Below are 26,241 nucleotides of genomic sequence, written 5' to 3'. Positions count from 1 at the left end.
ACACCGAGGACGATTCGAAGGCCCATGACCCAGAGTAGACAACAACAAAAAAGCGAAGAGATGCGTGCCAGATTGCGGCGCGCCACCTTGCTGACGCTGATGGAGAAGGGCTTTCGCAATGCCGGGACGCCGGAAATCTGCCGTCAGGCCGGTGTCTCGCGGGGGGCGATGTTTCACCACTATCCCAACCGCAACGCGCTGCTGCTGGATGCGGCGCTTGATCTCTGGCAGGAGGTCCCCGAGCGTTTGCGCGGGCTGGTTGCTGATCTCAAGGACGGCGCATTCGACGTCGACGCCTTTGTCGATGGCGCGTGGGAGAACATGTTTGCCGATGATGTTGTTCTGCCTTCACTGGAGTTGACGCTTGCAGCGCGCAATGACGATGAACTGGCCGAACCCGTGGCCAAGGGGCTGCGCGATCTGTTCAACAGCTATTACGCCATTTTGCACGACACCTTCGCCGCGCAAGGCTGGGACGAAGGTGCCATCCGCGATTGCATCAATCTGGTGCTCTGCGCGCTGCGTGGGCTCAAAGTGCAATCGTTGGTCTATCACAGTCCGCAATTTGAAACCGAGATGATGGCGTCCCTCAAGAACGCTTTCAGACACGCGATCCAGGCCATGGCCGAGGACGCAAACTAGAAAAATACAGGAGAGATATGTCAGCAATTCGGAATGTGCTGCTGGTCATTGCCGACCAGTGGCGCGGGGATTCTATTGCCGCATGGGGGCATCCGGACGTGAAAACGCCGCATCTGGACGCCTTCGCGACCGAGGCGATGTCGTTCCGCCGGCATCACGCGCAGGCCGCGCCCTGCGGGCCGTCGCGGGCCTCGCTGCTGACCGGGCTGTACCTGATGAACCACCGGCAGGTCAGCAATGAAACTCCACTGCCCGCCAGCGTTCCGACCCTTGCGCATCTGGTGGCGGACAGCGGTCGCACGCCGGTTCTGTTCGGTTATACCGATACCCCCAACGACCCCGACAATACCGCGCAGCTGCAGCCCTGGGTCTGTCCCGGGTTCGAAACGCGCGCGGGGTTCTTCTACCATGACGGCTTTGCCGCGTGGCGCGATTGGCTGGATGGGCAAGGGGTCGTGATCGAGCAGGGCGACGATCCCGAAAGTATCTTTCTGCCCAAAGGCGGCTATGATCCGGCGCAACCGGATGCACCCTGCCAGTACCCGGCGGAATTCAGCGATACCGCCTTCATGTTCGGCGCGGCGCGGGATTACATCGCCGAGATGGGGCTGCGGCCGTGGTTCGTGAACCTCAATTGCCTGCGCCCGCATCCGCCGATGGTCGCACCCGAACCGTTCAACCGAATGTTCGACTCGGCGGATCTGTCAGTCCCGGCGCGGCCCGCTACGCCTGCCCAGGTTTCCGACAGCCACCCGTTTCTGGCCGCGTCCCTTGAGGCTTACGGGTCCAAGCGCTATTTCCGCGCTGATCTTGCGCCCGATCAGGTGACCGACGATCACGACCGGGCCATGCGCGCCGCCTATTACGGCAACATGGCCGAGGTGGACCAGAAGTTCGGCGCGCTGATCGCCGATCTCAAGGCCAGCGGGCGGTATGATGAAACGCTGATCATCTTCACCTCGGACCATGCCGACCAGTTGGGCGACAACTGGATCTATGGGCGGCGCGGGCCGTTCCCGGGCTTGTTCCATGTGCCGCTCATGATCCGCGATCCACGCCATCCGGCCAGCCATGGCTCCGAGAGCCACGCCTTCACCGAAACCATCGACATCCTGCCCACCATAGCCGAGGCTGTGGGCCAGCTTGCGCCGCATTGTGACGGTCATGCCCTGACCCCGTTCCTGCGCGGCCGCGCGCCCAAGAACTGGCGCTGGCATACGGTGTGGGAAACCGATTTCCGCGAGCTGCGCCTGAACCCGGGTTTGGCTCATCTACTGCCGGATCACGTAGACGATTGCTGTTTTACCGCGCTGATGTCGCGGGACTGGCTATACATTCATTTCCCGGCGCAGTCCGCGTTGCTGTACGACCTGAACGCGGACCCGCACTGTCATGACAACCTGGCCGGTGATCCGGCCCATGCAGCCGCCCTGGCCGCCTGCGCACAGGCGTTGCTGAGCCACCGCATCAAACACACACCCAAGCAATTGTCGGATTACTGGTTGCCCTACGCAACCGACGGCAAGGCGCAGAAAATCTGGAACATGGGAGGGGACGCGCGCTGAAGATTTCAGGCCTGATCAAGAAATTCGGGGCCTTTCAGGCGCTGAACGTCGGGCAAATCGACATACCCACCGGGCAGGTGACCGGGATTGTCGGCCCCAACGGGGCGGGCAAGACCACCTTGTTCAACACTATCGGCGGTGCCTTTCGCCCTGACGCGGGCCAAGTGGTTCTAGATGGCGCCGACATCACCGGCCTGCCGCCGCACAAGCTGGCCGAACAAGGGCTGGTGCGCACCTTCCAGATCAGCCGCGATCTGGGGGCGCTGACCATTCTGGAAAACCTGCTGCTGGCACGCCCCGGACAACTGGGCGAAGGCATCGCCGCCTCGCTGTTTTCCCGCGCCCGTATCCGGGCTGAGGAAGAGAAAGCCATCGAACAGGCCCGCGCCCTGCTGGAACGGGTCGATCTGTGGCGGCTGGCTGATCAGTCGGCGGCGAACCTGTCTGGCGGGCAGAAAAAGCTGCTCGAGGTACTGCGCGCCATGATGCTGTCGCCCAAGGTCATCCTGCTGGACGAACCCGCCGCCGGTGTCGCGCCGACGATGGAGGGCGTGCTGGCCGATTTCATCCTGTCGCTCAAGGCCGAAGGCGTCACATTCGCTATCGTCGAACACGACATGGAGATGATTGAGCGCCTGTGCGACAGCGTCTACGTGATGACCGAAGGGCGCGAGATGATGCACGGCTCGTTCGCGCAGATCACCACCGACCCACGCGTTCTGGAAGCCTATCTGGGGAGCATGGCGTGATGAGCAATCCGATCCTGACAGTCGATTCCTTACGCGCCGGTTACGGCAGCGGCGGCGACATCATCAAGGGCGCTGGGTTCACCGTGTCCGAAGGCGCGATCTCGACCATCGTGGGGCCTAATGGGGCGGGCAAGTCGACGCTGATCAAATCGCTGGTTGGCCTGCTGACGCCGCGCGCGGGCACGATCACGCTGAACGGCGCCGATGTGACCCGGCTGAACGCGCCGTCCAAGGCCCGCGCTGGGTTGGGGTACGTGCCTCAGGAACACAACGTGTTCCGCAACATGTCCATCGGCGAGAACATGACGCTGGCCTATGAGTTCATCGCCAAAGACACCAAGGGCCTGAAAGCCGCGCGCGAGCGGGTGTTCGACATCTTCCCCGATCTTGCCCATCGCGAAGGCGACATGGCGGGCAATCTGTCCGGCGGTCAGCGGCAGATGCTGGCTTTTGGCTGCGCGCTGATGCCCGACCCCTCGCTGCTGTTGCTGGATGAACCAAGCGCCGGGCTATCCCCGAAATACGTGGCCGAGATGTTTCAGGCCGTGAAGGCCGTGAAAGATGCGGGCGTGTCGATCCTGATGATCGAACAGAATGTGAAAGAGGCGATGGTGATCTCGGAAACCGCCATCGTGCTTGTCTCGGGTCAGGTCCGGGCGCAGATGCCCGCCGCCGATTTCCTCAACCATCCGGATATCCACGCGCTCTATATGGGCACGGCGGATGTCACAGCGGCGGAGTCTGTGTGATGTTGCAAATCCTGCTGAACGGCGTGGTCTCGGGGCTGTTGGTGGCCCTGCCCGCCATCGCGCTGTCGCTGACTTACGGTGTTCTGAACTTTCCCAATTTCGCCATCGGCTCGATGATTACGATGGGGGCCTATATCGCGCTGTTTTTCAACGTCGATATCGGCGCACCGCTGCTGCTGGCCGCCGGGTTGGGGGCGGTCGGGCTGGCCTCGGTCGCGCTGCTGACAGATCGGCTGGTCTATAGGCCGCTGCGCAATTCGGACCATGTGACGCTGCTGGTGGCGTCGATGGGGGTCTATTTCGTGCTGGAGAATGTGGTGCGGTTCCTGTGGGGGTCGGATATTCGCGGCTATGACATTGCCGTGGCGCGCCCGCATCGCTGGATGGGGATGCGCGTCAATAACGAGCAGATTACCATCGTTATCGTTTCCCTGCTGGCAATGGTCGCAGTGTGGTTCATCCTGATGCGTACCCCGCTGGGCCGCGCCATGCGCGCGGTGTCGGACAACCCTGATCTGGCGGGCGTGCGGGGCATCAACCGCAACTATGTTATCGGGGCGGTCTGGGCGATCTCGGGGGTGTTGGCGGGCTTTGCCGGGGTGCTGGTGGGCATGGACGGCGTGGTCGATCCGCTGATGGGCTGGAACTATATCCTGCCGGTCTTTGCTGCCGTCATTCTGGGCGGCATCGGCAACCCGCTGGGGGCCGTTGTCGGCGCGCTGCTGATCGGCGTGGCCGAAGAGCTGTCGACCCTGATCCTACCCACCACCTACCGTCAGGCAGTGGCCTTCCTGATTATCGTCCTGGTGCTGTTGCTGCGCCCGCACGGACTGTTTGGCAAAGCGAGGATCAGCAGATGATCGGCTATCTCACCGCAATTCTCATCTTCGTCGTCATCTCGGCCCTGATCGGGCTGGCGCTGAACCTGCAATGGGGTCAGGCCGGGATGGTCAATTTCGGCATCTTCGGTTTCTTCGCCGTTGCCGCCTATGTCGCGGGCCTGTCGGCGCTGGCCGGGGTGCCCGCGCTGATCGCCGCCGTGCTGGCGGTGATCGTGACCGTGATCCTGTCGGCACTGGTGGCGCTGGTCTCGGCCCGATTGCGCGAGGATTATCTGGCCATCGCCACACTCGCCTTTGCCGAGGCCGTCCGCCTGTTCCTGCTGAACGAGACCTGGCTGACCGGTGGTGCCAACGGCTTGCCCGGCATCCCCGACCGCTGTCCGGCGTTGCCTCGGGCCTGAACTATGAGCTGATATTCCTTGCCATCTCGGTCGCGGTCTTCGCCTTGTGCTTTGTCTTTGCACAACTGCTGACGGTCTCGCCCTTCGGGCGCGTCCTGCGGGCGCTGCGCGAGGATGATCTGGTCGCCGCGACGCTGGGGAAAACCACCCTGTCGTTCCGCGTCCGCACCTTTGCCGCAGGCGGGGCCATCATCGGCGCGGCGGGCAGCCTGCACAGCTTTTACTTCAGCTATATCGACCCCACGCAATTCGGCGCTTTTGTCACCGCCTATGCCTTCATGGCCGTGATTGCGGGCGGGCGCGGATCGAACACCGGCCTGATGATCGGCGCTGTATCGGTGATGGTGCTGCTGGAAGGCACCCGTTTCCTGAAAGACCTCATGCCGTTTCTGGACGCTGGGCAGGCCGCGTCACTACGTCTGATCCTGATCGGTGTGGGCCTCATCCTTCTCTTGATCTATCGCCCGCAGGGTTTCATGCGTGAATACCGCCTGCAGGCGAAAGACGGAGATCTGTCATGAGCCGGATTTCTCCCCTCTCGGCAGACTCCCTTCCGGATGAGGCCCGCGCCGTCTTTGATGAAATGAACCGCTATGGCCCGTTCGGCAATCTGGTCGGCGCGATGGCGCACCGTCCGGTGATCCTGAAGCACCTGTTCGGCATGTTGCTGGACCTGCGGGACGAGGCGGTGCTGCCCCGCCGCGCGCTGGAACTGGCGCTGGTGACCGTGTCAAAGCTGAACGAATGCACCTATTGCATCTCGCACCACGCGCCGATGCTGGAGGTTGCGGGCCTCAGCGCCGAGGGCATCGCGCGTCTGCCAGATGTCGAGGATCACCCGGAACTGGACGAGGTCGACAAGATGGTGGTGCGCTTTACCGTGGCCGTCACCACCCGCGCAAACCGGATGCGCGATGCCGAGGTCACTGACCTGCGCGCCCATTTCACCGATGCGCAGATCGTCGAGCTGACCTGGCGCATCGCGCTGTGTGGCGCGTTCAACCGCTTCAACGACGCATTGCAACTGACGCTGGAGGAAGGGGTCGAGGAGGTCCCCGCCAGCACATGACCACTCAGAGGAGGACAGAGTGATGACGAAACTGATCATGAACCGCAGGCGGTTTCTGGGCACGACGGCGGCGGGACTTGCCGCCACGAGCCTGCCGCTGCCCGCGCTGGCGCAGAACGCACCGGTCAAGATTGGCATGATTTCGCCCCTGACCGGCGGCGGGGCCTCATACGGGCCCAACATCGTCAAGGCGGCGCAGGTGATCGCAGGCCAGATCAACGACGCGGGCGGCATTCTGGATGGCCGTCAGATCGAGATCATCGCCGAGGACAGCGAAACCAACCCCACCTCCGCCGTGCGCGCCGCGCGCAAGCTGCTGGACGTAGATCAGGTCAGCGCCATTGTCGGCATGTGGGGGTCCGGCCCGACGCTGGCGGTCAAGCCGCTGGCCATCGAAAAGGGCGTCTCGGTCAGCTGTCTGGGCGCGGCGGATGCGATCACCGAGGGCGACCATGGCGGGTTGATCTGGCGCTTTCAGGCCACGGGCCGCGAGTGGGGTATACCCCCGGCCAAGGCGATGCTGGCGGCAGGCCACAAAAAGGTCGGTATCCTTGCGGTGCAGACCGCGTTCACCCAGTCGATGATCGGCCCCTTCATCGAGACCATCGAGGCCGGTGGCGGCGAAGTGGTGGTGCAGGCCGAGGTAAAGCCCGATCAGCCCAGCTTCCGCGCCGAAGTCGACAAGGTCATGAGCGAGGACGTCACCGCCGTCTTCCTGCCCGCCTATGTCACCCAGTTCACCTCGATCGCCAAGGAATGGTTCCGGGGCGGTTATGAGGCCGAGCTTTACACTCTGACCATCGCCGCCAGCGCCGGTGTGAACGGCGGCGGCAAGTTCATCGAAGCCGTCGGCACCGAGGTCGGCGAGGGTATCAACCACCTGCAGGCCACCAATGACAGTTCTTCCGCTGCTTACAAAGAGTTCGAGGGTCTGATGGGTGTCGAACCCGGCACCTTCCTGCCTTTCTCGGCCCTGTGCGCGGATTCGATGGCCGTGCACGCCGCCGCAATGGAAAAGGCAGGCACGCCGGACGCGACGGTCTATACCAAGGAAATCCTGAACATCACCAATGGCGGTGGATCAGATGTCGGCGGAGCGGTTCCGTTGCTCGAAGCTGTTCGGACCGGCAATCCGGTCAACTATACCGGCTACGGCATGGACGTAGCCTTCCACCCGGATGGCAATCTGAAAGACCGGCCTTTCGCGCACTTTGTCATCAAGGATGGTAAGGACGTCGAGCTGGGCACGATCTGAACCGGTCTGAAGCACGGCAGCCCCAAATGTCGGGGCTGTCTATCAAGCAACACCGAATTAAGCGTTCCAAATGGCTGAAAATGATAACATCACGGTTCTGGGGGCCGGGATCGTGGGGATATGCTGTGCTCTGTCCCTTGTTCAACGCGGCTTCGCAGTCACGCTGATAGATCGGGCGGCGCCCGGGCAGGCCACATCCGCCGGAAATGCGGGGATCATCTCACCATGGTCCAGCATTCCACAGCCTCTTCCAGGTATGTGGAAAAAAGTGCCCGGCTGTCTGCTTGATCCCGATGGGCCTTTGACGGTGAAGCCTTCTTACCTGCCCCGATTGCTTCCCTGGGGCCTGAGGTTCTTGCGAGAAGGGCATCCCGACCGAATTGGTCCGATTTCGGACGCGATGGATTTCCTGAACGGCGGCTGCATTAGTTTATTCCGCCGCCATCTGGCGGGAACCGGTCATGAAGACCTGATTGTGGACAGTTACTATGTGCACGCCTTTCGAAACGCCGACTCTGCCAATCCTGAAACGCTGGACTACAGTATGCGCCAGTCTCGCGGCGCAGAAATCGAACGGATAGACGCAGGCGAGCTTCGCGAATTGGAGCCGCATCTGACGACAGAATTTCAAGCTGCTATTCTGATAAAGGGACAGGCGCGGGCGGTGTCTCCGGGTCGGATCGCCACTGTTCTGGCCGAGAAATTTCAAACCCTGGGCGGCACTATTCTGCGCGAAACTGTGCATGGTGTTGGACCCACTCCTAACGGTGATTGGCTTTACACCACCGATCAGGGCCAGAGAACGGCGGCAAAACTGGTCATTGCAATGGGCGTATGGTCTGCGGAGTTTTTGCGACGATTGGGCTTAAAAATCCCGATGGAATCCGAGCGTGGATATCATGTTTCATTCACCGATCCGGGCGTCACGCTGACTCATTCGGTCATGGATATGGACATGAAATTTGTCGCTTCCTCGATGGCCGAAGGGTTGCGCGTTGCCGGAACTGCAGAGTTCGCAGGGCTTGACGCACCCGACAACCCGAAACGCCTTGAGGGGCTGGTTACACTGGCTCGTGCGTTGTTGCCCGATCTTGACGACAGCAACATGTCCACATGGTCCGGTCAGCGGCCCAGTTTACCCGACAGCCTGCCTTGTATTGGCGAGATCGAGGGGTTTCCCGGCTTGATCGCAGCGTTTGGCCACAGCCACTATGGCTTGATGATGGCCCCAAAGACGGGCGAGTTGGTTGCGGATATCGCGGCGGGTACACCGATGAACCACGATCTGTCGGCCTTTAGGGCCACCCGGTATCAAAGGGTGTAAGCGACATATTCCGCCCGGGAAGGGATTATCTGCAAACCATTGCGGCAAATCGAGATCAGTGGGGGCGTCTAAGTATCCCCTCCCATCAAAAGTCCAGCCCAAGATCGACACAAGGATAAGAATGGGTCAGCGCCCCGGACGAGATGTAATTCACGCCCGTCGCCGCCACGGCTGCCACCGTGTCGATGTTGATGTTGCCCGAGGCCTCGGTGATCAGTCGACCGTCGACCAGCGCAACCGCTTTGGTCAGAATGTCGGGCGACATGTTGTCCAGCAAGACGACATCGGCTCCGCCCACCTCAAGCACTTCGGCCAATTGATCCAGCGTGTCCACCTCGATCTCGACCTTCATCATGTGCGAGGCGCGAGCCTGCGTCGCCTCCAGTACCGCACGCACGCCACCCGCCGCCGCGATATGGTTGTCTTTGATCAGGATCGCGTCGGACAGGGAAAACCGATGATTGAAACCACCGCCATGCAGAACGGCCTGTTTTTCTACGATGCGCAGACCGGGTGTGGTTTTGCGCGTGCAGGTGATGCGCGCCCTGGTGCCCCTGGTTTCCGCCACCAGCGCCGCCGTCGCGGTGGCCACACCGCACAGCCGTCCAGCAAAGTTCAACGCCACGCGCTCTCCTGACAGGATCGAGGACGCTTTGCCCCGGATCTCCATCAGCGTGTCGCCCCTGGCGCAGCGCTGCCCGTCCGCAATGTGTGTCGAGATCTCCAACGAAGGATCGACCAGCCGGAAGGCCAACGCAGCAACCTGCATTCCCGAGACCACGGCATCCGCGCGGGCGTTCAGTCGGGCGGCATAGGTTGCATCCTCGGGGATTACGGTCTGAGTGGTGATATCGCCATAGGCGCCCAAATCCTCCATCAGTGCTGATCGCACCAAAGGTTCCAAGATCAGGTCGGGCAAAGCCGGATGGGTCATTCTGCGTCCTTTGCAATACGGTCCCGCAAGGCCAGAGCATCGCCCAGCATCAGGGCAGAGCGTTGGCCGGGTCCGGGAATAAGATCAGGAAAATCAGAGCGGTAATGCGTGCCACGGCTTTCCTCGCGCAGCAACGCGGCTGCCGCGATCAGGGTGGCGGTGGCCGTCATGTTCAGGAATAGGTCGCAGCCCGTGTGCCGGGCCTCAAGCGTTGCGATATCGGTCAGGGCATGGTGCAGACCATCCTGATCACGGACCACGCCAACAAATTTGGTCATGGTGTTGCGCAGAGCGGACAAATCGGGGTGTTGCCCGGCAGAACCATCGGGCACCAGAGCGATGTCGACTTCCGGCGCGCTCCGTTCGGAGACATCCGTCGCAATGTCTCGCGCGCAGGCGCGCGCAAACACCAAAGCCTCAAGCAAACCGTTCGACGCCAGTCGGTTCGCGCCGTGCAACCCGGTCGAGGCGGCCTCGCCACAGGCCCAAAGCCCGTTCAATGAGCTTCGGCCGGCCAGATCGGTTTCGACACCGCCCATGTGGTAATGCGCCGAGGCCGTCACCGGGATCGGATCGTGTACCGGGTCCACACCATGGCGCAGGCAGGCTTCGGTCACGGTCGGAAAGTTGTCCCCGATCGCGGCGCCGATGGCCTTGCGCGTATCCAGAGCGGGACGATTGCCCAACTGCGTCTGCTGGTAGACGGCACGCGCAACAGTGTCGCGCGGAGCCAGTTCAGCGTCAGGATGGATATCGGGCATGAACCGATGTCCATTGCTATCGATCAGAACGGCACCTTCGCCCCGCAATGCCTCGGTCGCCAGCGGTGTAGGGTCTTCACCGACGTCGATTGCAGTGGGGTGAAACTGGATGAACTCGGCATCCGCAATCCGCGCACCGGCGCGGGCGGCCATACCAATGCCCTGACCCCGAATACGCGCAGGATTGGTGGTTTGGGCATAAAGACCAGCCGAGCCGCCGGTTGCCAAGATATGCGCCGACCCGCGCAACAGAACCTGAGGTCCACCCGGTGCTTCGGCGTTGGTCAGATAGACGCCGCTGACCTTCTCACCATCGCTTTCCAGCCCAACCGCCAGCGCCCCTTCTACGACCTGAATAGACGGAGTTTGACGCAGGGCGACGATCAGCGCTCGCATGATCTCGGCCCCGGCCTGATCGCCCTTGACCCGAACCACCCGCGCGGCTGAATGCGCTGCCTCACGTGACTGGACAAAGCCCCCATCGGCAGTGCGGTCGAACCCGGTGCCCAGATCGGATAGATCAAGGATATGCTCCGGCGCGGCGTTGGTCACAAACTCGGCCACTTCGCGCAGAACCGAACCAGCCCCGGCGCGCATGGTGTCCTCTGCGTGCGCCTGCGGGCTGTCTGTGCGCGCCATTGCCGCTGCGACGCCACCCTGCGCCCAGGCCGAGCTTGCTCCAATTCCAAGCGGTTCGGGCGAGATCATCACGACGGGGCAGGGGCCAACTTCAGCGCCGCGTAAACCGCCGCCAGCCCGGCCCCGATGATCACCACACGTGGCGTCTCGACAGTCTGCATGTCGTCGGTCAAATACCCAGTTGGCGCGACAGATCGATCATACGCTGCACCGACAGTCTTGCTTTGCTGGCGATTTCGGCATCCACCTTGACCTGTCCGGTCATGGTGTCGAGTGCGTAGAGCACTTTTTCAAGCGTGATCTTCTTCATGTACGGGCACATGTTGCAGGGGCCGACAAAATCGACCTCGGGCAGCGCGTCGGCAATGTTCGAAGCCATCGAACATTCAGTGATCAGCAGCGCCTTTTCCGGTTTCTCATCGGTGACATATTTGATGATGCCGCTGGTGGAGCCCGAGAAATCGGCCTCGGCCACAACATCCGGCGGACATTCGGGATGCGCGATCAGACGCGTGCCCGGGTTCCATTCACGGAAATCGCGCAGGTCATTGGCGCTGTACTGCTCGTGCACAATGCACGAGCCTTCCCACCAGACCACGTTTTTCTGCGGCACGTCGCGCGCGACGTTCTGCGCCAGATACTGATCGGGGGTCATGATGACAGTGTGGCTGTCCTGCGCCGCCACGATCTGTGCCGCGTTGGACGAGGTACAGCAGATGTCCGAGGCCGCTTTGACCTCGGCGGTGGTGTTTACATAGGATACGACGGGCGCGCCGGGATAGCGGCGGCGCATCTCGGCGATACCCTCAGCGGTGATCGATTCCGCCAGAGAGCATCCGGCCTCCATATCCGGCATCAGCACGGTTTTCCCGGGGCTGAGGATCTTTGATGTCTCGGCCATGAAATGCACACCGCATTGCACAATCACATCCGCCTCGACCTCGGTCGCTTTGATGGCCAGTTGCAGACTGTCACCGCCAAAATCTGAAATGCCGTGGTAAATCTCGGGCGTCATATAATTATGACCCAGAATGACCGCATTCCGCTCGGTCTTCAGATCGTTGATCGCCTTGACGTATGGCGCGTACACCGCCCAATCCACCGGAGATACCACACGGGACATCCGGTCATAAATATCGCTCATGCTTGCGGCAAGCTCGGGCGACGGGGCAAGGTCATACTTTTCGGAGAGGTGCGCGCGCTGCGCGGGAAGGTCGAACACGGGACTGGTTTTCTGCCTGATAAACGCGTGACACTCCTAATATGGGTTCTGAAGCGAATTGACCAGCACCTATCCTGGACGAATTTCCCAAAGTACGGATCGAGTTTGAAACAACTGGGTTTTTTGACCTGAATTTCAGGGTGACCAGAGCTGTTAATGCGGTTTTGGCTGTGACGTGCGGTCTAACGGCGTTAGTAAATGCAGTAGAAAAATGAGTGAGACTTGGCGCTAGGTCACTTGCAACTCGCTTCATTATAGTATACCGCGGCATACAAATAAATTTGGTCAGGTGTTCGCTACACTTTGAGCATCTGCCAGCAAGCCACAATTGCCGGAATGAGCCATGAGCCTGTACACAGAATACCTCGACGAAATTGAAACCCGCAAAGCGCAGGGCCTGCACCCCAAGCCCATTGATGACGGCGCGCTTGTCAGAGAGCTTGTTGATCAGATCAAGGATGTCGATCATCCGCATCGGGCAGAGTCGCTGAACCATTTCATCTACAACACGCTGCCTGGCACGACCAGCGCTGCCGGTGAGAAGGCGCGATTCCTGAAGGAGATCGTTCTGAGCGATGCGGTGGTCGAAGAAATTTCGGTGGCCTTCGCCTTTGAATTGCTGTCGCACATGAAGGGTGGCCCTTCGGTTGAGGTGCTTCTGGACCTGGCTTTGAGTGACAACGCCGAGATCGCAGCGCAGGCGGCAGAGGTTCTGAAAACGCAGGTCTTCTTGTACGACGCTGATACCGATCGCCTGAAAGAAGCCTTCGAGGCGGGCAATTCCAAGGCGCGCGAAATCCTTGAAAGCTATGCCCAGGCTGAGTTCTTCACCAAGCTGCCGGATATCGATGAAGAGATCGAAGTCGTGACCTATGTTGCCGCCGAAGGTGACATCTCGACCGATCTGCTGTCGCCGGGCAATCAGGCGCATTCACGTGCAGACCGGGAACTGCACGGCAAGTGCTTTATTTCCGAGAAGGCGCAGCAAGAGATTGAGGCGCTGAAGTTGCAGTACCCCGGCAAGCATGTGATGCTGATTGCGGAAAAGGGGACCATGGGTGTGGGCTCGTCGCGCATGTCCGGCGTTAACAACGTGGCGTTGTGGACTGGCAAACAGGCCAGCCCTTATGTGCCCTTCGTCAACTTCGCCCCGATCGTTGCGGGCACCAACGGTATCTCGCCGATCTTCCTGACCACCGTGGGCGTGACCGGTGGCATCGGTCTTGATCTGAAAAACTGGGTCAAGAAGGTGGACGAGGATGGCAAAGCGATCCTGAACAATGATGGCAACCCGATCCTTGAAGAGAAGTATTCGGTCGCAACCGGCACCGTCCTCAAGATCAACTCCAAAGACCGCAAGCTGCTGAGCGAAGATGGAGAGGAACTGGTCGACGTATCCTCGTCCTTTACCCCGCAGAAAGTGGAGTTCATGAAGGCCGGGGGTTCGTACGCGATTGTCTTCGGCAAGAAACTCCAGACATTTGCGGCTGAAACATTGGGAATTGAAGCGCCTTTGGTTTTCGCGCCATCCAAGGAAATCAGTCACGAAGGGCAGGGCCTGACTGCCGTTGAGAAGATCTTCAACAAAAATGCCTTGGGCACAACGCCAGGCAAGACACTGCATGCCGGTTCTGATGTGCGTGTAAAGGTCAATATAGTTGGCTCGCAGGATACCACTGGCCTGATGACCATGCAGGAGCTTGAGGCGATGGCCGCGACAGTTGTGGCGCCCAGTGTTGATGGAGCCTATCAGTCGGGGTGTCACACAGCATCGGTCTGGGATGCCAAGGCGCAGGCCAACACGCCGCGCCTGATGAAGTTCATGAATGATTTCGGCCTCGTCACCGGACGTGACCCGAAAGGCGTTTATCATTCGATGACGGATGTGATCCACAAGGTGCTGAACGACATCACCGTGGATGACTGGTCTGTCATCATCGGCGGCGACAGCCACACCCGTATGTCAAAAGGCGTGGCCTTTGGGGCAGACTCGGGCACCGTGGCATTGGCGCTGGCGACCGGTGAGGCATCGATGCCGATCCCGGAATCGGTCAAAGTGACCTTCAAGGGCAAGATGGCCGGGCACATGGATTTCCGCGATGTGGTCCATGCCACACAGGCGCAGATGCTGGAACAGCATGGCGACAACGTGTTCCAGGGACGCGTGATCGAAGTGCATATCGGAACGCTGCTGGCGGATCAGGCCTTTACCTTCACCGACTGGACGGCTGAGATGAAGGCTAAGGCCTCGGTCTGTATCTCGAATGACGAGACTTTGGTCGGGTCGCTGGAATTGGCCAAATCGCGCATTCAGATCATGATCGACAAAGGCATGGAGCATGAAAATGGCATGCTGCAAAAGCTGATCGACATCGCAGATACACGCATTGCCGAGATCAAGTCGGGTGAGAAGCCTGCGTTGCGTCCGGATGACAATGCCACATACTTCGCAGAGGTTGTCGTTGATCTGGACCAGATCGACGAGCCGATGATCGCCGACCCCGATGTCAACAACGCCGATGTGTCCAAGCGATATACGCATGACACGATCCGTCCGATCTCTTATTACAATGCTGAAAAGCAGGTGGATCTGGGTTTTGTCGGCTCTTGCATGGTGCATAAGGGAGACATCAAGATTGTCGCTCAGATGCTGAAGAACCTCGAGAAAGAGACCGGTAAGGTCGAGTTCAAGGCACCTCTGGTGGTCGCGGCGCCGACCTACAATATCATCGACGAATTGAAGGAAGAGGGCGACTGGGAAGTGCTCGAAAGATACTCGGGCTTCGAATTCGACGACCTGTTCCCGAAACAGAAGGCGCGTACCGAGTACGAAAATATCCTGTATCTCGAACGCCCGGGCTGCAATCTCTGCATGGGCAACCAGGAGAAAGCCGCTAAGGGTGATACGGTTCTGGCCACGTCGACCCGCCTGTTCCAGGGCCGCGTCGTGGCAGACGCACCGGACAAGAAAGGCGAGAGCCTTCTGGCTTCGACCCCGGTTGTGGTGTTGTCCGCCATTCTGGGACGCACACCGAAAATAGAAGAATACAAGGCTGCGGTCGAAGGCATTGACCTGACTCGCTTCGTGCCATCGGCGGTCGATCCGGCGACTTCCAATTCAGTGCATTTCTAAAGATGCCGGGCCGGTCGTCGTTCTGACGACCGGCCCGCGCGCTCGATCTTGCCTGCGCATTTCAGTGATTGTCGCTGCACGGACCGGATCGAGTGAATGTTGAACAGCTCCAACATAACAGACGATCCGGCGTGAAGTCGGTGCCGGGCGCTAGTTCAACCGTTCACCCGTTTCCTTCGCGAAATATGATACTTTGCTCATGTCGATGGCAAAATTCAGCACCTCACCGGCCTTGGCACTGGTTTCGGCATGCAGCCGTGCGGTGACCTGTTTGCCGCCCAGTTCTGAGACGACATAAGTATCAGCCCCGGCGGGCTCGACCATGTCGACCATGCATTCGGCCTCCTGTACACCGGCTCCGGCACGGAATCCGGCCTCGGCGATGTCTTCTGGGCGCAAGCCCAGGATCACATCCTTTGGCAGAGACAGATTGCGGGCGTCGTTCAATACCAAAGTCTCGCCCGAAGGCCGAGAAATGGCAATCTGCGTCGCCGAACCGTTTTGACTTGCCTGCGCCGGGATCAGATTCATCGCAGGCGAGCCCATGAAATCGGCCACAAACAGGTTGGCCGGATTGTTATAGATCTCGGCCGGGCTACCGATCTGCTGCACGATCCCGCCTTTCAGAACGACGATCTTGGTGGCCAAAGTCATCGCCTCGATCTGGTCATGGGTCACGTAGACGATTGAAGCATCCAGCGTCTGGTGCAGCTTCTTGATCTCGGTACGCATTTCGACCCGCAGCTTGGCGTCGAGGTTCGACAGCGGCTCGTCAAACAGGAACAGCTTGGGGTCACGCACCAGCGCCCGACCCATCGCCACCCGCTGACGCTGACCACCTGACAACTGGCTGGGTCGGCGGTTCAGCAACTGCTCAATTTGCAGAAGTGAGGCGACCTGGTTCAGCTTGGCCTCCTGCGTCGCCTGATCCACACCACGCACCTTCATGCCGAAGGTGATGTTCTTGGCCACCGACATGGTCGGGTACAGAGCGTAGGATTGGAACACCATCGCGATGTCGCGATCCTTGGGGCTGACATGTGTCATGTCGTTGCCACCAATCGAAAGCGTGCCGCCTGTGATCGGTTCCAGTCCCGCTATGCAATTCAGCAGAGTGGACTTGCCGCAGCCTGAGGGGCCAACCAGCACCAGAAAATCGCCCGGATCAATCGAGATGTTGATGTCTTTCAGAATCTCGGTTGCGCCGTAGTTCTTATAGAGATTGTTGATATCAAGGATGGGAGCCATGGGTCTTATCCCTTCACTGAGCCAGCGGTCAGGCCGCGGATGAAATACTTACCGGCAACGACATAGACGAGCAGCGTCGGCAGCCCCGCGATGATCGCGGCGGCCATGTCGACGTTGTACTCTTTGACGCCGGTGGTGGAGTTTACGATGTTGTTGAGCGCTACGGTCACGGGCTGCGTCCCCGCCTGGCTGAACGACACGCCGAACAGAAAGTCGTTCCAGATCTGGGTGAACTGCCAGATCACGGTCACCACGATGATGGGTAGCGATAGCGGCAGGAAGATCGACCAGAAAATCCGCAGGAAACCGGCCCCATCGACACGGGCCGCCTTGGTCAGCTCGGCCGGAATGGTGACATAGTAGTTGCGGAAGAACAGCGTGGTGAAGCCCAGCCCATAGATCACGTGGACAAAGATCAGGCCCGGAATGGTCCCGGCGATCCCCATCATGCCCAACAGACGCGCCATCGGCAGCAGAACAACCTGAAACGGGATGAAGCAGCCGAACAGCATCAGCGAGAAGATGATGTTGGCCCCTTTGAACCGCCACTGCGCCACGACATAGCCATTCAGCGCACCCAGCAGGGTGGAGATGGCGACCGCAGGCACCGCGATCAGGACCGAGTTCCAGAAGTAAGGGCGCAGACCTTCGCACTGGATACCGGTACAGGCCCCGGACCATGCGGTTTTCCAGGCGACAAAGCTGACCTCGCGCGGAAGCGAAATCAGGCTGCCAGTACGGATTTCCTCAAGGCTTTTCAGCGATGTGGTCAACATCACGAACAGCGGCATCAGGTAATACAGCGCGAACAGGCCCAGCAGGACATACAGTAGCCATCGCAGGGCAATCTTGCCGGCGGCGCTTTGGGTGCGGGTTTGGGTTTGGGGCATCGACAGATCAGTCATTTTTCGCCCTCAGCTCTGAGTAAAGGTAGGGAACCACGATGGCAAAGACGACCAGCATCATGATCATCGCGGACGAGGCCGCCTGACCGATATCGCCGCGCGAAAAAGCCATGGCATACATGTAGGTGGCTGGCAGATCGGTCGCATAACCCGGACCACCACCCGTTAGGGCGATGACCAGATCAAAGCTCTTGATTGCGAGGTGCGCCAGTACGATGAAGGCCGATAGGAAGATCGGGGCCATCGAGGGGATGATGATCGCCGTATAGATGCGCCAGGTGGGGATGCCATCGACCTGCGCGGCCTTGATGATTTCGCCATCCACCGATCTCAGACCAGCCAGAAACAGCGCCATAACGAAGCCCGAGCTTTGCCAGATCGCGGCCATAACAATGGTGTAGATGGCGTAGTCAGGGTTCACCAGCCAGTCGAATTCGAAATTGGTAAAGCCCCAGCCCTGCACCATGGACTCAATGCCCAGACCTGGGTTCAAAATCCACTTCCACGCCGTGCCGGTCACGATCATCGACAGCGCCATGGGGTACAGGTAGATCGTGCGGATCGCCCCTTCGACGCGGATCTTCTGATCCAGCAGGATGGCCAGCAACAGGCCCAGTACCATCGCGATGACGATGAACAGCGCGCCAAAGATATACAGGTTGTTGATCGCCGTATCCCAACGGGGAGAGTCGAACAGGCGTTCATACTGGATGAAGCCATTGATCTCGTATTTCGGCAGTAGTTTCGATCGGGTCAGTGACACCCATGCGGTCCATCCGATAAATCCGTAGACAAAGATCAATACGGCGATGAACGACGGTGCCAGCACCACCTTGGGCAGGTGGTTTTCCAGCCATTCGGACATTTTAGCCTCCGGGAAAGATGCTCTGCCCCGCATTATAGGGGCAGAGCGTGTTGATCAGTAGCTGTTCGCTACCGCGTCCGCCAGTTGCTGAACCGCGTCAGCCGAGGACATATCCGAGTTGAAATGCGCGGTCACAACATCGGTGATCGCACCGGACTGCGCACCGCGCAGCGCCATGCCATGGGCGTAGGACGGCAGCAGCGAGCCACCTGCCGAGGTTGACCCCATATCTTCGGCCGACAGGTTTGCGCAGATGTCAAAGTCATCCAGCGCCACGTCGGTCCGCGCAGGGATCGAGCCTTTGTTCAGGTTGAACACTTTCTGGAAGTTTGGCGCGACGATCAGCTTGGCCAGCAGGTCCTGACCGGCTTTCTTGTCGTCGCCTTCCACGTCAAACATGGCAAAGCTGTCGACGTTGTACAGATAGCCGTCACCGGGGTCGAGGCGCACAGGAAATCTTCGCCGGGCTTCTTGCCGGCCGCCAGGAATTCACCCTTGGCCCAGTCACCCATGATCTGGAACGCCGCTTCGCCGTTCATGACCATCGCGGTCGCCAGGTTCCAGTCGCGGCCCGAGAAGTTTTCATCCACGTATCCGCGCAGGGTGCGCATCTGGTCAAAGACCTGAACCATGGTGTCCGAGGTCAGCGCCTCGGGGTCCAGATCGACCAGTGCTTTCTGGAAGAACTCGGGTCCGCCAATGCCCAGAACCACGGTTTCAAAGACGGTTGCGTCCTGCCACGCCTGACCACCATGGGCCAGCGGGATCACACCAGCGGCTTGCAGTTTATCGGCTGCGGCGTTGAATTCGTCCCATGTGGTCGGCATCTCGATGCCGTTTGCGGCCAGAACGTCGGCGTTGGCCCAGATCCAGTCGACGCGGTGAACGTTAACCGGAGCCGCGCACCAGGTACCTTCGCATTGCATGTGGCCAGCAATCGAGGCGGGTAGTACGTCCGCCCAGCCTTCTGCCTCGGCAACGCTGGAGATGTCGGCCAAAACGCCTTCTTCATACCATTCCTGAATGGCGGGGCCTTTCAACTGAACGGCAGTTGGTGCGTTACCGGCCAGAACACGTGCGCGCAGTGCGGTCATCGCCGCATCACCGCCACCACCGGCAACTGGCATATCGGTCCAGGTGCCACCGTTCGAGGCGAATTCTTCCTGCAGAACGGCTACTGATTTGGCTTCACCACCCGATGTCCACCAATGCAGAACTTCAGCCTGCGGCTCGGCCACAGCGGACGACGCGGCCGCAACGGCCAGTGTCGAAACGGTGGCAAATGCAAAACGATTCATATCTTGTCTCCTCCCAAGATTGTATTTTGACTGCCGGAGCAGCGATGCCCGCAATACTGCGACTAGATCAGCGTCTGGCAACGCGGAATCCGTACTGTGCATCTTTCGAGGCCCAGTTTTTCACTGCTTTTGTTACAGCGTGTTACGTTGACATTGAATCTGTTTCCGTTCGTTACAATGGATGATGCCAGAGGTGCAAAGATTGGGAGGACATACCGCGTGAGCATTCCGCGACTTTTGGTGGTGGATGACGACCCCGAGATGCGGTCGATGATGACCCAATTCCTGCAACAGAATGGGTTCATCGCCTTGCCCGCCAGCACCGAATCCGAGGTCCGGTCACACCTGACCGCGGGCCGGATCGATCTGATCCTGCTGGACGTGATGCTGGGCGATGAGAATGGTGTCGAGATCTGCGCCCGCCTGCGCGCCGAACAGGATGTGCCGATCATTCTTGTCTCGGCGCTGTCTGCCGACCATCAACGGATGGCAGGATATGAAGTCGGCGCCGACGACTATATTGCCAAGCCGTTCAACCCGCAGCTCTTGCTCGCGCGTGTCCGCGCGGTGATGCAGCGCGCCCGCCGCACGCCGTCTTTGGCCTATCGCCGTCGGACCAAGAGCTTTCGGTTCAATGACTGGAGCTATGATGGCAAACGCGACGAGGTTCATTCGCCCGAAGGTTATCTGGTCTCGCTGTCGCAACGGGAAACCGCGCTGCTTAAGGTTTTGCTGGCCAACCCGCATATCCCGCTAACCCGGGATGAGATTGCCGCTGCGCTGGATGTCACAGGCGAAGCAGACAAACCCGAGGCGCAGGGCCGCGCCATTGATATGCTGGTCGGCAGGCTGCGCTCGAAGATCGAGGTTAATCCGAAAGACCCGCAAATGCTGCGCACGGAACGCGGGGTCGGCTATGTCTTTGCCGCCGAGGTGTCGGTGGAAGAGGACGCATGACACCGCGCCTGCGCAGCCTGGGATGGATCTGGACCGGGGCGGCCTTTACCACCGGCCTGCTTGCTGCCGGATTATGGTTCGCCTCGGCGCGCGCATGGGATAGCTTCCTGACTCGCGCCTATGTCGCCGGGTTCACCGTGTATGAGGATCTGCGCGTGGCTCAGACACCGCCGCCGGGGATCAAAATCACGCCGCTTCCACCCGAGATCTCTCGGCTGGCCGATGCCGGGGAATTCGAACAATTGCCGGGACTGTCGGATCGCAGCTTTGTGACAAACCTCTCGATCCTCACGGACAGCACTGCGCCTTTGGCTGGGCGCGAACTGACGCTTGCGGTGATGTCTGATCGGTTGGTCTATCCAGTCTCGGATATCATGTCGCGCATCGATCAGACCGGACCCGAGAAGCTGGGCAACCTGACCCGGCTGTTGGCAACCTACTGCAGTGAGCCCATCCTGATCGCGCAATTCGGGCGCAGCCCTGGCAACGGGTGGATGGCACCGATGTCTGGGGCTGCAGGGCTGCGCCCACTGATCTGCGCCTGCCCGCCATTCTGGCAGCAGTTGTGGCGCTGGCGGTCATTCTCGGATCGGTCGGCAATGTGTCCGACAGCTTCACCCGCTTTGCCACTGCTCTGCGCGACCGCAAACGCCGGGGCGGGCCGAATAGCTATGAGGCGGACGGCCCTGCGGAACTGCGCGAGATCGTTCTGGCCGTGAATGCGCATCTGGATGACGAACGGATGCAACTGGAAAAGCGCGCCACGGTTCTGTCGGGCGTCAGCCATGATCTGGGCACGCCAGCGACCCGTGTGCGCCTGCGCGCCGCGCTGATCGCAGATGATGAACTACGCGAAAAGCTTGAGGCCGATGTGGACCAGATGACCGGCATGATCGAAAGCGTGCTGACCTACACCCGCTCGGAACTCAGCGTTGAGGAACCGCAACAGATTTCGCTGACCGCCTTGGTTGAATCGCTTGTCGCCGATTATCAGGATATGGAAAAGCCCGTCACGCTGCAGAAAATCGCCCCGGTCGAGATTGAGGGCGCGCCTTCGGTTTTCATGTCCCGTCGCGGGCACGGATCTTTGACGGAAACTCGGCGAATGCTTGTTGTGGGGCGGCCAATCTCGCTCAGGCGGGCCTTGACCAACCTGATCGACAACGCGCTGAAATACGGCCGCTGCGCCGAGGTCCAACTGGAAACCGACGCCACCACTGCGACCATTACGGTGGAAGACAAAGGGGCAGATTTGTCTGTCGCGGATATCGAGGCGCTGATGGCGCCCTTCCGGCGAGGTTCGAACACAGGGTCTTCCGATGGGTTCGGTCTGGGCCTGACGATTGCCGCCACGATTGCCGAACAACACGGAGGTGCGCTGAGTTTCGAGGTCGGAGATCAGGGCCTGCGCGCGTGTCTGCGGATCACGCGGCAATAACTCATCGACAAGACCCGCATCACCAGAAGGTCGCTGGCTCCTGATGCGCTCGCCTTGCCCCGTTGTCCCAGTTTCGTTTACTCATTGCCATGTAGGCACATTCAGAGAGACTGCCATGGAAAGGACATTGGCCGGCCCAACGGCCCGATTGGTTTACTGATTTTAATTCTGGTTTTGGTTTTCGGGGCCGTCCAAATCTACTTCTGGACCGACCGCAGTATCTGGATAGATGAAGTTTCGCAGCTTCTGAATTTTCCGCTGGACAACCTGGCCCAGGCCTTCGGCCCTTTGCCCGAGGCGCAGCAGGCAGGGCCGCCGGTGTTCAACCTGCTGCTTCACTCCATCTCTGGCCTGTCAATTCATTCGATGCGACTGGTCATCATCCTGCTGACGCTGTGCGTGATCTCGGCGGCACTTGTCGGCGCCTTTGGCAAGCGTGCTCTGCCGCTGGCGGCAGGGTTGTTCGTGTTGCTGTCGCTTCCGTCATTTTTGATCAACGGCTCGATGCTGAAATTCTATGCCTTCGATGCAGCCGGGTTCGCCATCTTCGCGGCCTGGATCTACGCGAAAGACCGGAGTGCGACACTCAATTTTTGCGACATTGCGATCCTTTGGCGGGTCTTCTTCTGGGCGTTTCGACCATTGTAGGCTCTTGTGTCGTGGTGGGTGTATTTCTGATCCTACGGCTGCTCAGGCGTCAGCTTGAGGTCAGAGAGATCGCGCTGGCTGGCCTGATGATTGTGCTGGCTCTGGCCTACTATCTTCAGATTGGTCATGCGACAAAAATCCAGATCACCGCGTTCCCCGACGCTTATGGGGGGCTGGGATTGGAGGCGTTGTACCGGTTCGGCAACGCCGCGCAGGAGCTGTTTCAGACTAGGGGCGCAGCCATACTGCTATTGGTGTGTCTGACCGCTTTGGCCGCACTTGCGTTCTTGAAAGGGTCAGAGCAATCGCAGCTAGCGGGTCTGGTTTTGTTTGTCACCACCATTACGGCAGTCTTTCTGGGTCTTGCCGCAATTGGCAAATATCCGGCGGTCAGTTCGCGCCATCTGGTTTGGATGTTGGGGATATTCCCGTATTGTCCGGGGCGGTGGTCGATTGCCTTTTACGCTCCACAAGCTATCGCCGTCCCTTTGCATTTGCGGGGTTGGCTGTGCTGTGCTGCGTTTTCGCAGCGACCGGGATGCGCGTGGTGACGAAATGGCCGCCGCGTCTTGTCGAAGGATCAGGCAGTCAGGTGATCGAAACATTGGCGGACCTGCCGCCATCGCAGGTATTGCATTATTTCGGAACATTTCGTCTGATCCCGCTGATGATCGAGCGCGGCGCACCCATATCGCATCACAGCTACGCGCCATCTTTGTCGACCCAGAGCGTTGCGATAGATCCGTCTTATTTCGACCCAAAATGGGACGGGATGGACGCCGAGCGATATTCCGAAGCGATCAAGGATATGCTGCATAATGACCCTACGGCCTGGTCGAAAATGTACATCATGCTGCGGTTACGCGGCGATTTTCGCCCGCTGGCGCGGTTTGTTCTGGATGCGGCGCCCCGCGATGGCAGCACGTTCTATATTAGCTCGATCCATGCAAGTTGGCCCGGAGAACCGGGGCGGGCGACCCACGGGTTGCGACAAGTGCTTGACGAAAGGTCCTGCGACTATGAACCGGTTGGTGTTTTTGAAACGCTGCTCAGTCCCGGTTACGTCCTGAAGGTCAAATGCCCGGAATCTTCCGGGCCCTGAACGCAGCGGGTAGCGATCTCATAGTTTCAGTTTCTTGAACACATTCTCTGGAATGTTGCAGATGATCGTCATGATGAGCCACCAGATCGAACGGACATAAACCACGTTTTTACCACGTTCGACAGCTGTGGCGATCTTATCGGCAACCTCCATCGGTTGTGCCGTCAACCGTTCGGGCAAGTCCATGTTTTCCGTCATCTGCGTGGCGACAAAACCGGGCAGCACCGTCACCACATGCACACCCTTCTTTGCCAGCCGGTTCCTCAGACCAGACAGGAAGGCGGTAAACCCTGCTTTGGCCGAGCCATAGATATAGTTTGTGGCGCGCCCGCGCAGACCGGCGACCGAACTGATACCGACCAGCGTGCCGGAACCACGCGTCTCGAACCGGTTGGCGAGTTCCGCCAGAATGCCCGCCGGACCTTCGTAATTCGAACGCATGACAAGGCGGGAGGCTGCTAGATGTTCGTTCTGCGATTGCTCACCCATGAACCCGACGGCGCAAACCGCGATCGTTGGCAGGTCTGGCAGGCCGTCAACGAAGTCTGCAAAACCATCGGGCTGCAGCGCGTCGAACGTATGAAGTGTAACGTCGACGTTGTAGCGCGTCGTGATGTCGGCGCGATTGGGTTCCAGAGTTTCGACATTGCGCGCCGCTAGCTGGATCGGATGGCCGAGGCTTGCGAACTTATGCGCCACCGCGAGGCCGATGTCCGAGCGCGCACCAAGAATGAGAACGGAATCTTTGCTCATAGCACGAGCCTTTCGGATTGGGAGGATTGAAAAGTATCAGAGGCACCGCTGTCCTGACGTTGTGCCACGAACCGCGCTACACGCGGATCACTCTTGATCAATGTCTGTGCGGTCATCCGGGCATCCTTGGCCAGATAGAAGCGGCCCCCATGGGCGATGGAAATTTGGTCGAGCCGTTCCAGCAACCTGAGGTTTTTGGTGGTGGCAGGAAAGTCCAGTGCCAGTGTGTAACCGAGCATGGGGAACGAAAACTTGCTGGATTGTTCGCCAAACCGTTTCAGAACAGCCAGAAATGACCCGGCGCCAGCCTCGGAAATAGCCTCAAGCAGAGCTTCGAGACCTGCTTTGGATGCCTCAAGCGGCAAAGCGCATTGGAATTGCAGAAACCCTTTTCGCCCATAGATCCGGTTCCAGTTCAAAATCGCATCCAGAGGATAAAAATAGCTGTCCCAATCCACCAGGCTGTCGCCGGCCTTGCGCAATCCAGCGCGGTAGTAGAGCGCGTTGAACGCCTTCACCGCGGGGCCGGACATGGCAAAACCTGGAAAGTCGAAGGACACACTCTTTTTTCGTTTGGGACGCAGCGCGTACCGGTCAACATTTTCCCGGGCACCCAGCATGTCGCGCGGGGCGTGTTCGCCCAACATAACCAAAGACCGGCCCCGGTTTGCGCCGCCTTTGAGACAATCGATCCATGCGACTGAATACGGGCTTGCGTTGGAGGTCTCGAAAATCTCCATCGCTTCAGACAGGTTCCGGGCCGGGATCGTGGTTTGCCTGATCCAGCCGGTCTCGACCGGTTGAAGCTGAATGGCGGCCCGCAGGATAATTCCGGTCAGCCCCATACTGCCGGGTACCCAGTCAAACAGATCAGGGTTTTCCGTACGGGATGCCCGGTGCACCTGACCGGAGGCATCCATGACATCGACCCATTCAAGGGCCGCCGCCATTGAGCCGTCACGATGATGGTTCTTGCCATGCACATCGGCGGCGATCATGCCGCCAAGGTCACGAATTTGGTACCCGGCGTGATCAGAGGGAACCAACCGCGCGGCAGGAAAGAGGTGATGACATCCGCCAGCAACACACCAGCCTCTGCAACCAGAATGCCGGTTTCCGCATCGAACGAGATCATGCGGTTGAAGTGACGCATGTCGATTGTGCCACGACGACTGATGGCGCAGTCGCCATATGCACGCCCGTTCCCGCGCGCGATGACGCCGCCTTTGGTCAAAGCGCGGTCAGGTCGGCCTCGGAACGCGGCCTGTCAACGACCGGTGCAAAGATGACTGGAAACCGCCCCCAGCCGCTGAGCATCATGTGGCACGCCCCAGCGACAGCATCGCGTCAGTGAACACGTAGCGCCGGTCCAGATTGTATTTCACCACATAGCCGATGGTCAGGCCGATTACGGCACCAATCTCGTGCAAGTTCGGTTTTCCAGATCAGCCAGCAGGCCGTCTCGGAACCCCAGAAGATTGTGGTCGTGACCAGCCCCATGATGGTATAAAGCGTGAATTTCTTGCCATGCGCTGCCGCGCCGAGGACAGATCATAGAAGATCCAGCGTTTGTCCAGAAGGTACTTAATAACCAGACCTACGAATGTACCTGCGCCTTGGCAATTACGAAGTGGCCCAAACTTTCGCCCCAAAGCAAAACCAGCCGTTGGGTCGTCAGGTTTGCAATCGTCGCAACGACTGCAAACGCGCATAACGCAGGACCAGCCCCCCAATGTCATAGC

At 59.7% G+C, this 26,241-nt stretch carries 23 protein-coding genes and 3 pseudogenes; 16 read left to right on the top strand and 10 right to left on the bottom strand.

Annotation, left to right across the window (positions count from 1 at the left end; translation table 11 throughout):
• Positions 1-60 precede the first annotated feature (60 nt).
• The 10 genes from ACR3E4_RS18040 to ACR3E4_RS17995 all read left to right on the top strand — a co-directional run bounded on the left by ACR3E4_RS18040 (position 61) and on the right by ACR3E4_RS17995 (position 8,596).
• Positions 61-642: a TetR/AcrR family transcriptional regulator gene (locus tag ACR3E4_RS18040; RefSeq protein ID WP_480536003.1), complete on the top strand. Its 582-nt coding sequence runs from the start codon at positions 61-63 to the stop codon at positions 640-642.
• Positions 643-659: 17 nt separating this feature from the next.
• Entirely contained in the window at positions 660-2,207 is a 1,548-nt protein-coding gene (locus tag ACR3E4_RS18035) for a sulfatase-like hydrolase/transferase (RefSeq protein WP_480536004.1), read from the top strand.
• Positions 2,129-2,956: an ABC transporter ATP-binding protein gene (locus ACR3E4_RS18030; RefSeq protein ID WP_480567261.1), complete on the top strand. Its 828-nt coding sequence runs from the start codon at positions 2,129-2,131 to the stop codon at positions 2,954-2,956. The genes ACR3E4_RS18035 and ACR3E4_RS18030 overlap by 79 nt, the downstream gene beginning before the upstream one ends.
• A complete protein-coding gene (locus ACR3E4_RS18025) occupies positions 2,956-3,705 on the top strand; it encodes an ABC transporter ATP-binding protein (protein ID WP_480536005.1) in 750 nt (249 codons plus the stop codon). The genes ACR3E4_RS18030 and ACR3E4_RS18025 overlap by 1 nt, the downstream gene beginning before the upstream one ends.
• Positions 3,705-4,565: a branched-chain amino acid ABC transporter permease gene (locus tag ACR3E4_RS18020; RefSeq protein ID WP_480536006.1), complete on the top strand. Its 861-nt coding sequence runs from the start codon at positions 3,705-3,707 to the stop codon at positions 4,563-4,565. Before ACR3E4_RS18025 ends, ACR3E4_RS18020 begins: the two co-directional genes overlap by 1 nt.
• A complete protein-coding gene (locus ACR3E4_RS18015; RefSeq protein WP_480567124.1) occupies positions 4,562-4,948 on the top strand; it encodes a branched-chain amino acid ABC transporter permease in 387 nt (128 codons plus the stop codon). The genes ACR3E4_RS18020 and ACR3E4_RS18015 overlap by 4 nt, the downstream gene beginning before the upstream one ends.
• A 44-nt stretch (positions 4,949-4,992) precedes the next feature.
• Positions 4,993-5,469: an ABC transporter permease subunit gene (locus tag ACR3E4_RS18010; RefSeq protein ID WP_480567123.1), complete on the top strand. Its 477-nt coding sequence runs from the start codon at positions 4,993-4,995 to the stop codon at positions 5,467-5,469.
• Positions 5,466-6,017, top strand: coding sequence for a carboxymuconolactone decarboxylase family protein (locus ACR3E4_RS18005; RefSeq protein WP_480536009.1), 552 nt, complete (start codon positions 5,466-5,468; stop codon positions 6,015-6,017). The genes ACR3E4_RS18010 and ACR3E4_RS18005 overlap by 4 nt, the downstream gene beginning before the upstream one ends.
• Positions 6,018-6,039: 22 nt before the next feature.
• Positions 6,040-7,272 carry an ABC transporter substrate-binding protein gene (locus ACR3E4_RS18000; protein ID WP_480536010.1) on the top strand — a complete coding sequence of 411 codons (1,233 nt, stop codon included), beginning with the start codon at positions 6,040-6,042 and terminating at the stop codon, positions 7,270-7,272.
• A gap of 70 nt (positions 7,273-7,342) precedes the next feature.
• Complete coding sequence (locus tag ACR3E4_RS17995; RefSeq protein ID WP_480536012.1) at positions 7,343-8,596, top strand: NAD(P)/FAD-dependent oxidoreductase; 1,254 nt, start codon at positions 7,343-7,345, stop codon at positions 8,594-8,596.
• A gap of 85 nt (positions 8,597-8,681) precedes the next feature.
• On the opposite strand, the gene nadC is transcribed toward ACR3E4_RS17995, so the two are convergent.
• The 3 genes and pseudogenes from nadC to nadA form a co-directional block, all read right to left on the bottom strand.
• Positions 8,682-9,530 (bottom strand): carboxylating nicotinate-nucleotide diphosphorylase, encoded by an 849-nt coding sequence (gene nadC / locus ACR3E4_RS17990; RefSeq protein WP_480536013.1) that lies wholly within the window; start codon positions 9,528-9,530, stop codon positions 8,682-8,684.
• Positions 9,527-11,091, bottom strand: a pseudogene (locus tag ACR3E4_RS17985) (L-aspartate oxidase). The gene nadC and the pseudogene ACR3E4_RS17985 overlap by 4 nt, the downstream one beginning before the upstream one ends.
• Positions 11,092-11,099: 8 nt before the next feature.
• The gene (gene nadA / locus ACR3E4_RS17980) at positions 11,100-12,152 is read right to left on the bottom strand and encodes a quinolinate synthase NadA (protein WP_480536016.1); all 1,053 of its coding nucleotides are present in this window, start codon (positions 12,150-12,152) and stop codon (positions 11,100-11,102) included.
• 343 nt (positions 12,153-12,495) lie between these two features.
• Between nadA and ACR3E4_RS17975 the strand changes: the two genes are divergently transcribed.
• The gene (locus ACR3E4_RS17975) at positions 12,496-15,285 is read left to right on the top strand and encodes a bifunctional aconitate hydratase 2/2-methylisocitrate dehydratase (RefSeq protein ID WP_480536017.1); all 2,790 of its coding nucleotides are present in this window, start codon (positions 12,496-12,498) and stop codon (positions 15,283-15,285) included.
• 150 nt (positions 15,286-15,435) lie between these two features.
• Here the strand turns inward: ACR3E4_RS17975 and ACR3E4_RS17970 are convergent, their stop codons facing one another.
• The 4 genes and pseudogenes from ACR3E4_RS17970 to ACR3E4_RS17955 form a co-directional block, all read right to left on the bottom strand.
• The gene (locus ACR3E4_RS17970; RefSeq protein WP_480536018.1) at positions 15,436-16,533 is read right to left on the bottom strand and encodes an ABC transporter ATP-binding protein; all 1,098 of its coding nucleotides are present in this window, start codon (positions 16,531-16,533) and stop codon (positions 15,436-15,438) included.
• Positions 16,534-16,538: 5 nt separating this feature from the next.
• Positions 16,539-17,438, bottom strand: coding sequence for a carbohydrate ABC transporter permease (locus tag ACR3E4_RS17965; protein WP_480536019.1), 900 nt, complete (start codon positions 17,436-17,438; stop codon positions 16,539-16,541).
• Positions 17,431-18,303 carry a carbohydrate ABC transporter permease gene (locus ACR3E4_RS17960; protein WP_170622510.1) on the bottom strand — a complete coding sequence of 291 codons (873 nt, stop codon included), beginning with the start codon at positions 18,301-18,303 and terminating at the stop codon, positions 17,431-17,433. Before ACR3E4_RS17960 ends, ACR3E4_RS17965 begins: the two co-directional genes overlap by 8 nt.
• 54 nt (positions 18,304-18,357) lie before the next feature.
• Positions 18,358-19,601 (bottom strand): annotated as a pseudogene (locus ACR3E4_RS17955) (ABC transporter substrate-binding protein).
• Positions 19,602-19,820: 219 nt separating this feature from the next.
• Here ACR3E4_RS17955 and ACR3E4_RS17950 point away from each other — a divergent pair.
• From ACR3E4_RS17950 to ACR3E4_RS17930, 5 genes and pseudogenes are all read left to right on the top strand, one after another.
• Complete coding sequence (locus ACR3E4_RS17950) at positions 19,821-20,558, top strand: response regulator transcription factor (protein WP_480536021.1); 738 nt, start codon at positions 19,821-19,823, stop codon at positions 20,556-20,558.
• Positions 20,555-21,996, top strand: a pseudogene (locus tag ACR3E4_RS17945) (sensor histidine kinase). Before ACR3E4_RS17950 ends, ACR3E4_RS17945 begins: the two are co-directional and overlap by 4 nt.
• Before the next feature lie 174 nt (positions 21,997-22,170).
• Positions 22,171-22,644: a hypothetical protein gene (locus ACR3E4_RS17940; protein WP_480567122.1), complete on the top strand. Its 474-nt coding sequence runs from the start codon at positions 22,171-22,173 to the stop codon at positions 22,642-22,644.
• The gene (locus tag ACR3E4_RS17935) at positions 22,608-23,195 is read left to right on the top strand and encodes a hypothetical protein (protein WP_480567121.1); all 588 of its coding nucleotides are present in this window, start codon (positions 22,608-22,610) and stop codon (positions 23,193-23,195) included. The genes ACR3E4_RS17940 and ACR3E4_RS17935 overlap by 37 nt, the downstream gene beginning before the upstream one ends.
• Complete coding sequence (locus ACR3E4_RS17930; protein ID WP_480567120.1) at positions 23,192-23,746, top strand: hypothetical protein; 555 nt, start codon at positions 23,192-23,194, stop codon at positions 23,744-23,746. The genes ACR3E4_RS17935 and ACR3E4_RS17930 overlap by 4 nt, the downstream gene beginning before the upstream one ends.
• 18 nt (positions 23,747-23,764) lie before the next feature.
• On the opposite strand, the gene ACR3E4_RS17925 is transcribed toward ACR3E4_RS17930, so the two are convergent.
• Genes ACR3E4_RS17925 through ACR3E4_RS17915 form a run of 3 tightly spaced genes read right to left on the bottom strand, consistent with a single transcriptional unit; the run spans position 23,765 to position 25,733 of the window.
• Positions 23,765-24,499: an SDR family oxidoreductase gene (locus ACR3E4_RS17925; protein WP_480567119.1), complete on the bottom strand. Its 735-nt coding sequence runs from the start codon at positions 24,497-24,499 to the stop codon at positions 23,765-23,767.
• A complete protein-coding gene (locus ACR3E4_RS17920; RefSeq protein WP_480567118.1) occupies positions 24,496-25,497 on the bottom strand; it encodes an FAD-binding protein in 1,002 nt (333 codons plus the stop codon). Before ACR3E4_RS17920 ends, ACR3E4_RS17925 begins: the two co-directional genes overlap by 4 nt.
• On the bottom strand, positions 25,494-25,733 hold the full coding sequence (locus ACR3E4_RS17915) for an FAD-binding protein (protein WP_480567116.1): 240 nt from the start codon (positions 25,731-25,733) through the stop codon (positions 25,494-25,496). The genes ACR3E4_RS17920 and ACR3E4_RS17915 overlap by 4 nt, the downstream gene beginning before the upstream one ends.
• Positions 25,734-26,241 lie beyond the last annotated feature (508 nt).

This window comes from Ruegeria sp. AP11 (genome assembly GCF_056535865.1).
The sequence above is the reverse complement of the archived record's forward strand: the minus strand, read 5'-3'. Positions and strand labels throughout refer to the sequence as shown.

What these genes read in the sequence shown, in the direction of transcription:
- ACR3E4_RS17995 (WP_480536012.1), top strand. Translation starts at nt 7,343, where the DNA reads ATGGCTGAAAATGATAACATCACGGTTCTGGGGGCCGGGATCGTGGGG.
- ACR3E4_RS18015 (WP_480567124.1), top strand. Translation starts at nt 4,562, where the DNA reads ATGATCGGCTATCTCACCGCAATTCTCATCTTCGTCGTCATCTCGGCC.
- nadC (WP_480536013.1), bottom strand. Translation starts at nt 9,530, where the DNA reads ATGACCCATCCGGCTTTGCCCGACCTGATCTTGGAACCTTTGGTGCGA.
- ACR3E4_RS17960 (WP_170622510.1), bottom strand. Translation starts at nt 18,303, where the DNA reads ATGTCCGAATGGCTGGAAAACCACCTGCCCAAGGTGGTGCTGGCACCG.
- ACR3E4_RS18020 (WP_480536006.1), top strand. Translation starts at nt 3,705, where the DNA reads ATGTTGCAAATCCTGCTGAACGGCGTGGTCTCGGGGCTGTTGGTGGCC.
- ACR3E4_RS18000 (WP_480536010.1), top strand. Translation starts at nt 6,040, where the DNA reads ATGACGAAACTGATCATGAACCGCAGGCGGTTTCTGGGCACGACGGCG.
- ACR3E4_RS18005 (WP_480536009.1), top strand. Translation starts at nt 5,466, where the DNA reads ATGAGCCGGATTTCTCCCCTCTCGGCAGACTCCCTTCCGGATGAGGCC.
- ACR3E4_RS17970 (WP_480536018.1), bottom strand. Translation starts at nt 16,533, where the DNA reads ATGGCTCCCATCCTTGATATCAACAATCTCTATAAGAACTACGGCGCA.
- ACR3E4_RS17975 (WP_480536017.1), top strand. Translation starts at nt 12,496, where the DNA reads ATGAGCCTGTACACAGAATACCTCGACGAAATTGAAACCCGCAAAGCG.
- ACR3E4_RS17925 (WP_480567119.1), bottom strand. Translation starts at nt 24,499, where the DNA reads ATGAGCAAAGATTCCGTTCTCATTCTTGGTGCGCGCTCGGACATCGGC.
- ACR3E4_RS18025 (WP_480536005.1), top strand. Translation starts at nt 2,956, where the DNA reads ATGAGCAATCCGATCCTGACAGTCGATTCCTTACGCGCCGGTTACGGC.
- ACR3E4_RS17965 (WP_480536019.1), bottom strand. Translation starts at nt 17,438, where the DNA reads ATGACTGATCTGTCGATGCCCCAAACCCAAACCCGCACCCAAAGCGCC.
- ACR3E4_RS18035 (WP_480536004.1), top strand. Translation starts at nt 660, where the DNA reads ATGTCAGCAATTCGGAATGTGCTGCTGGTCATTGCCGACCAGTGGCGC.
- ACR3E4_RS17920 (WP_480567118.1), bottom strand. Translation starts at nt 25,497, where the DNA reads ATGATCGCCGCCGATGTGCATGGCAAGAACCATCATCGTGACGGCTCA.
- ACR3E4_RS18040 (WP_480536003.1), top strand. Translation starts at nt 61, where the DNA reads ATGCGTGCCAGATTGCGGCGCGCCACCTTGCTGACGCTGATGGAGAAG.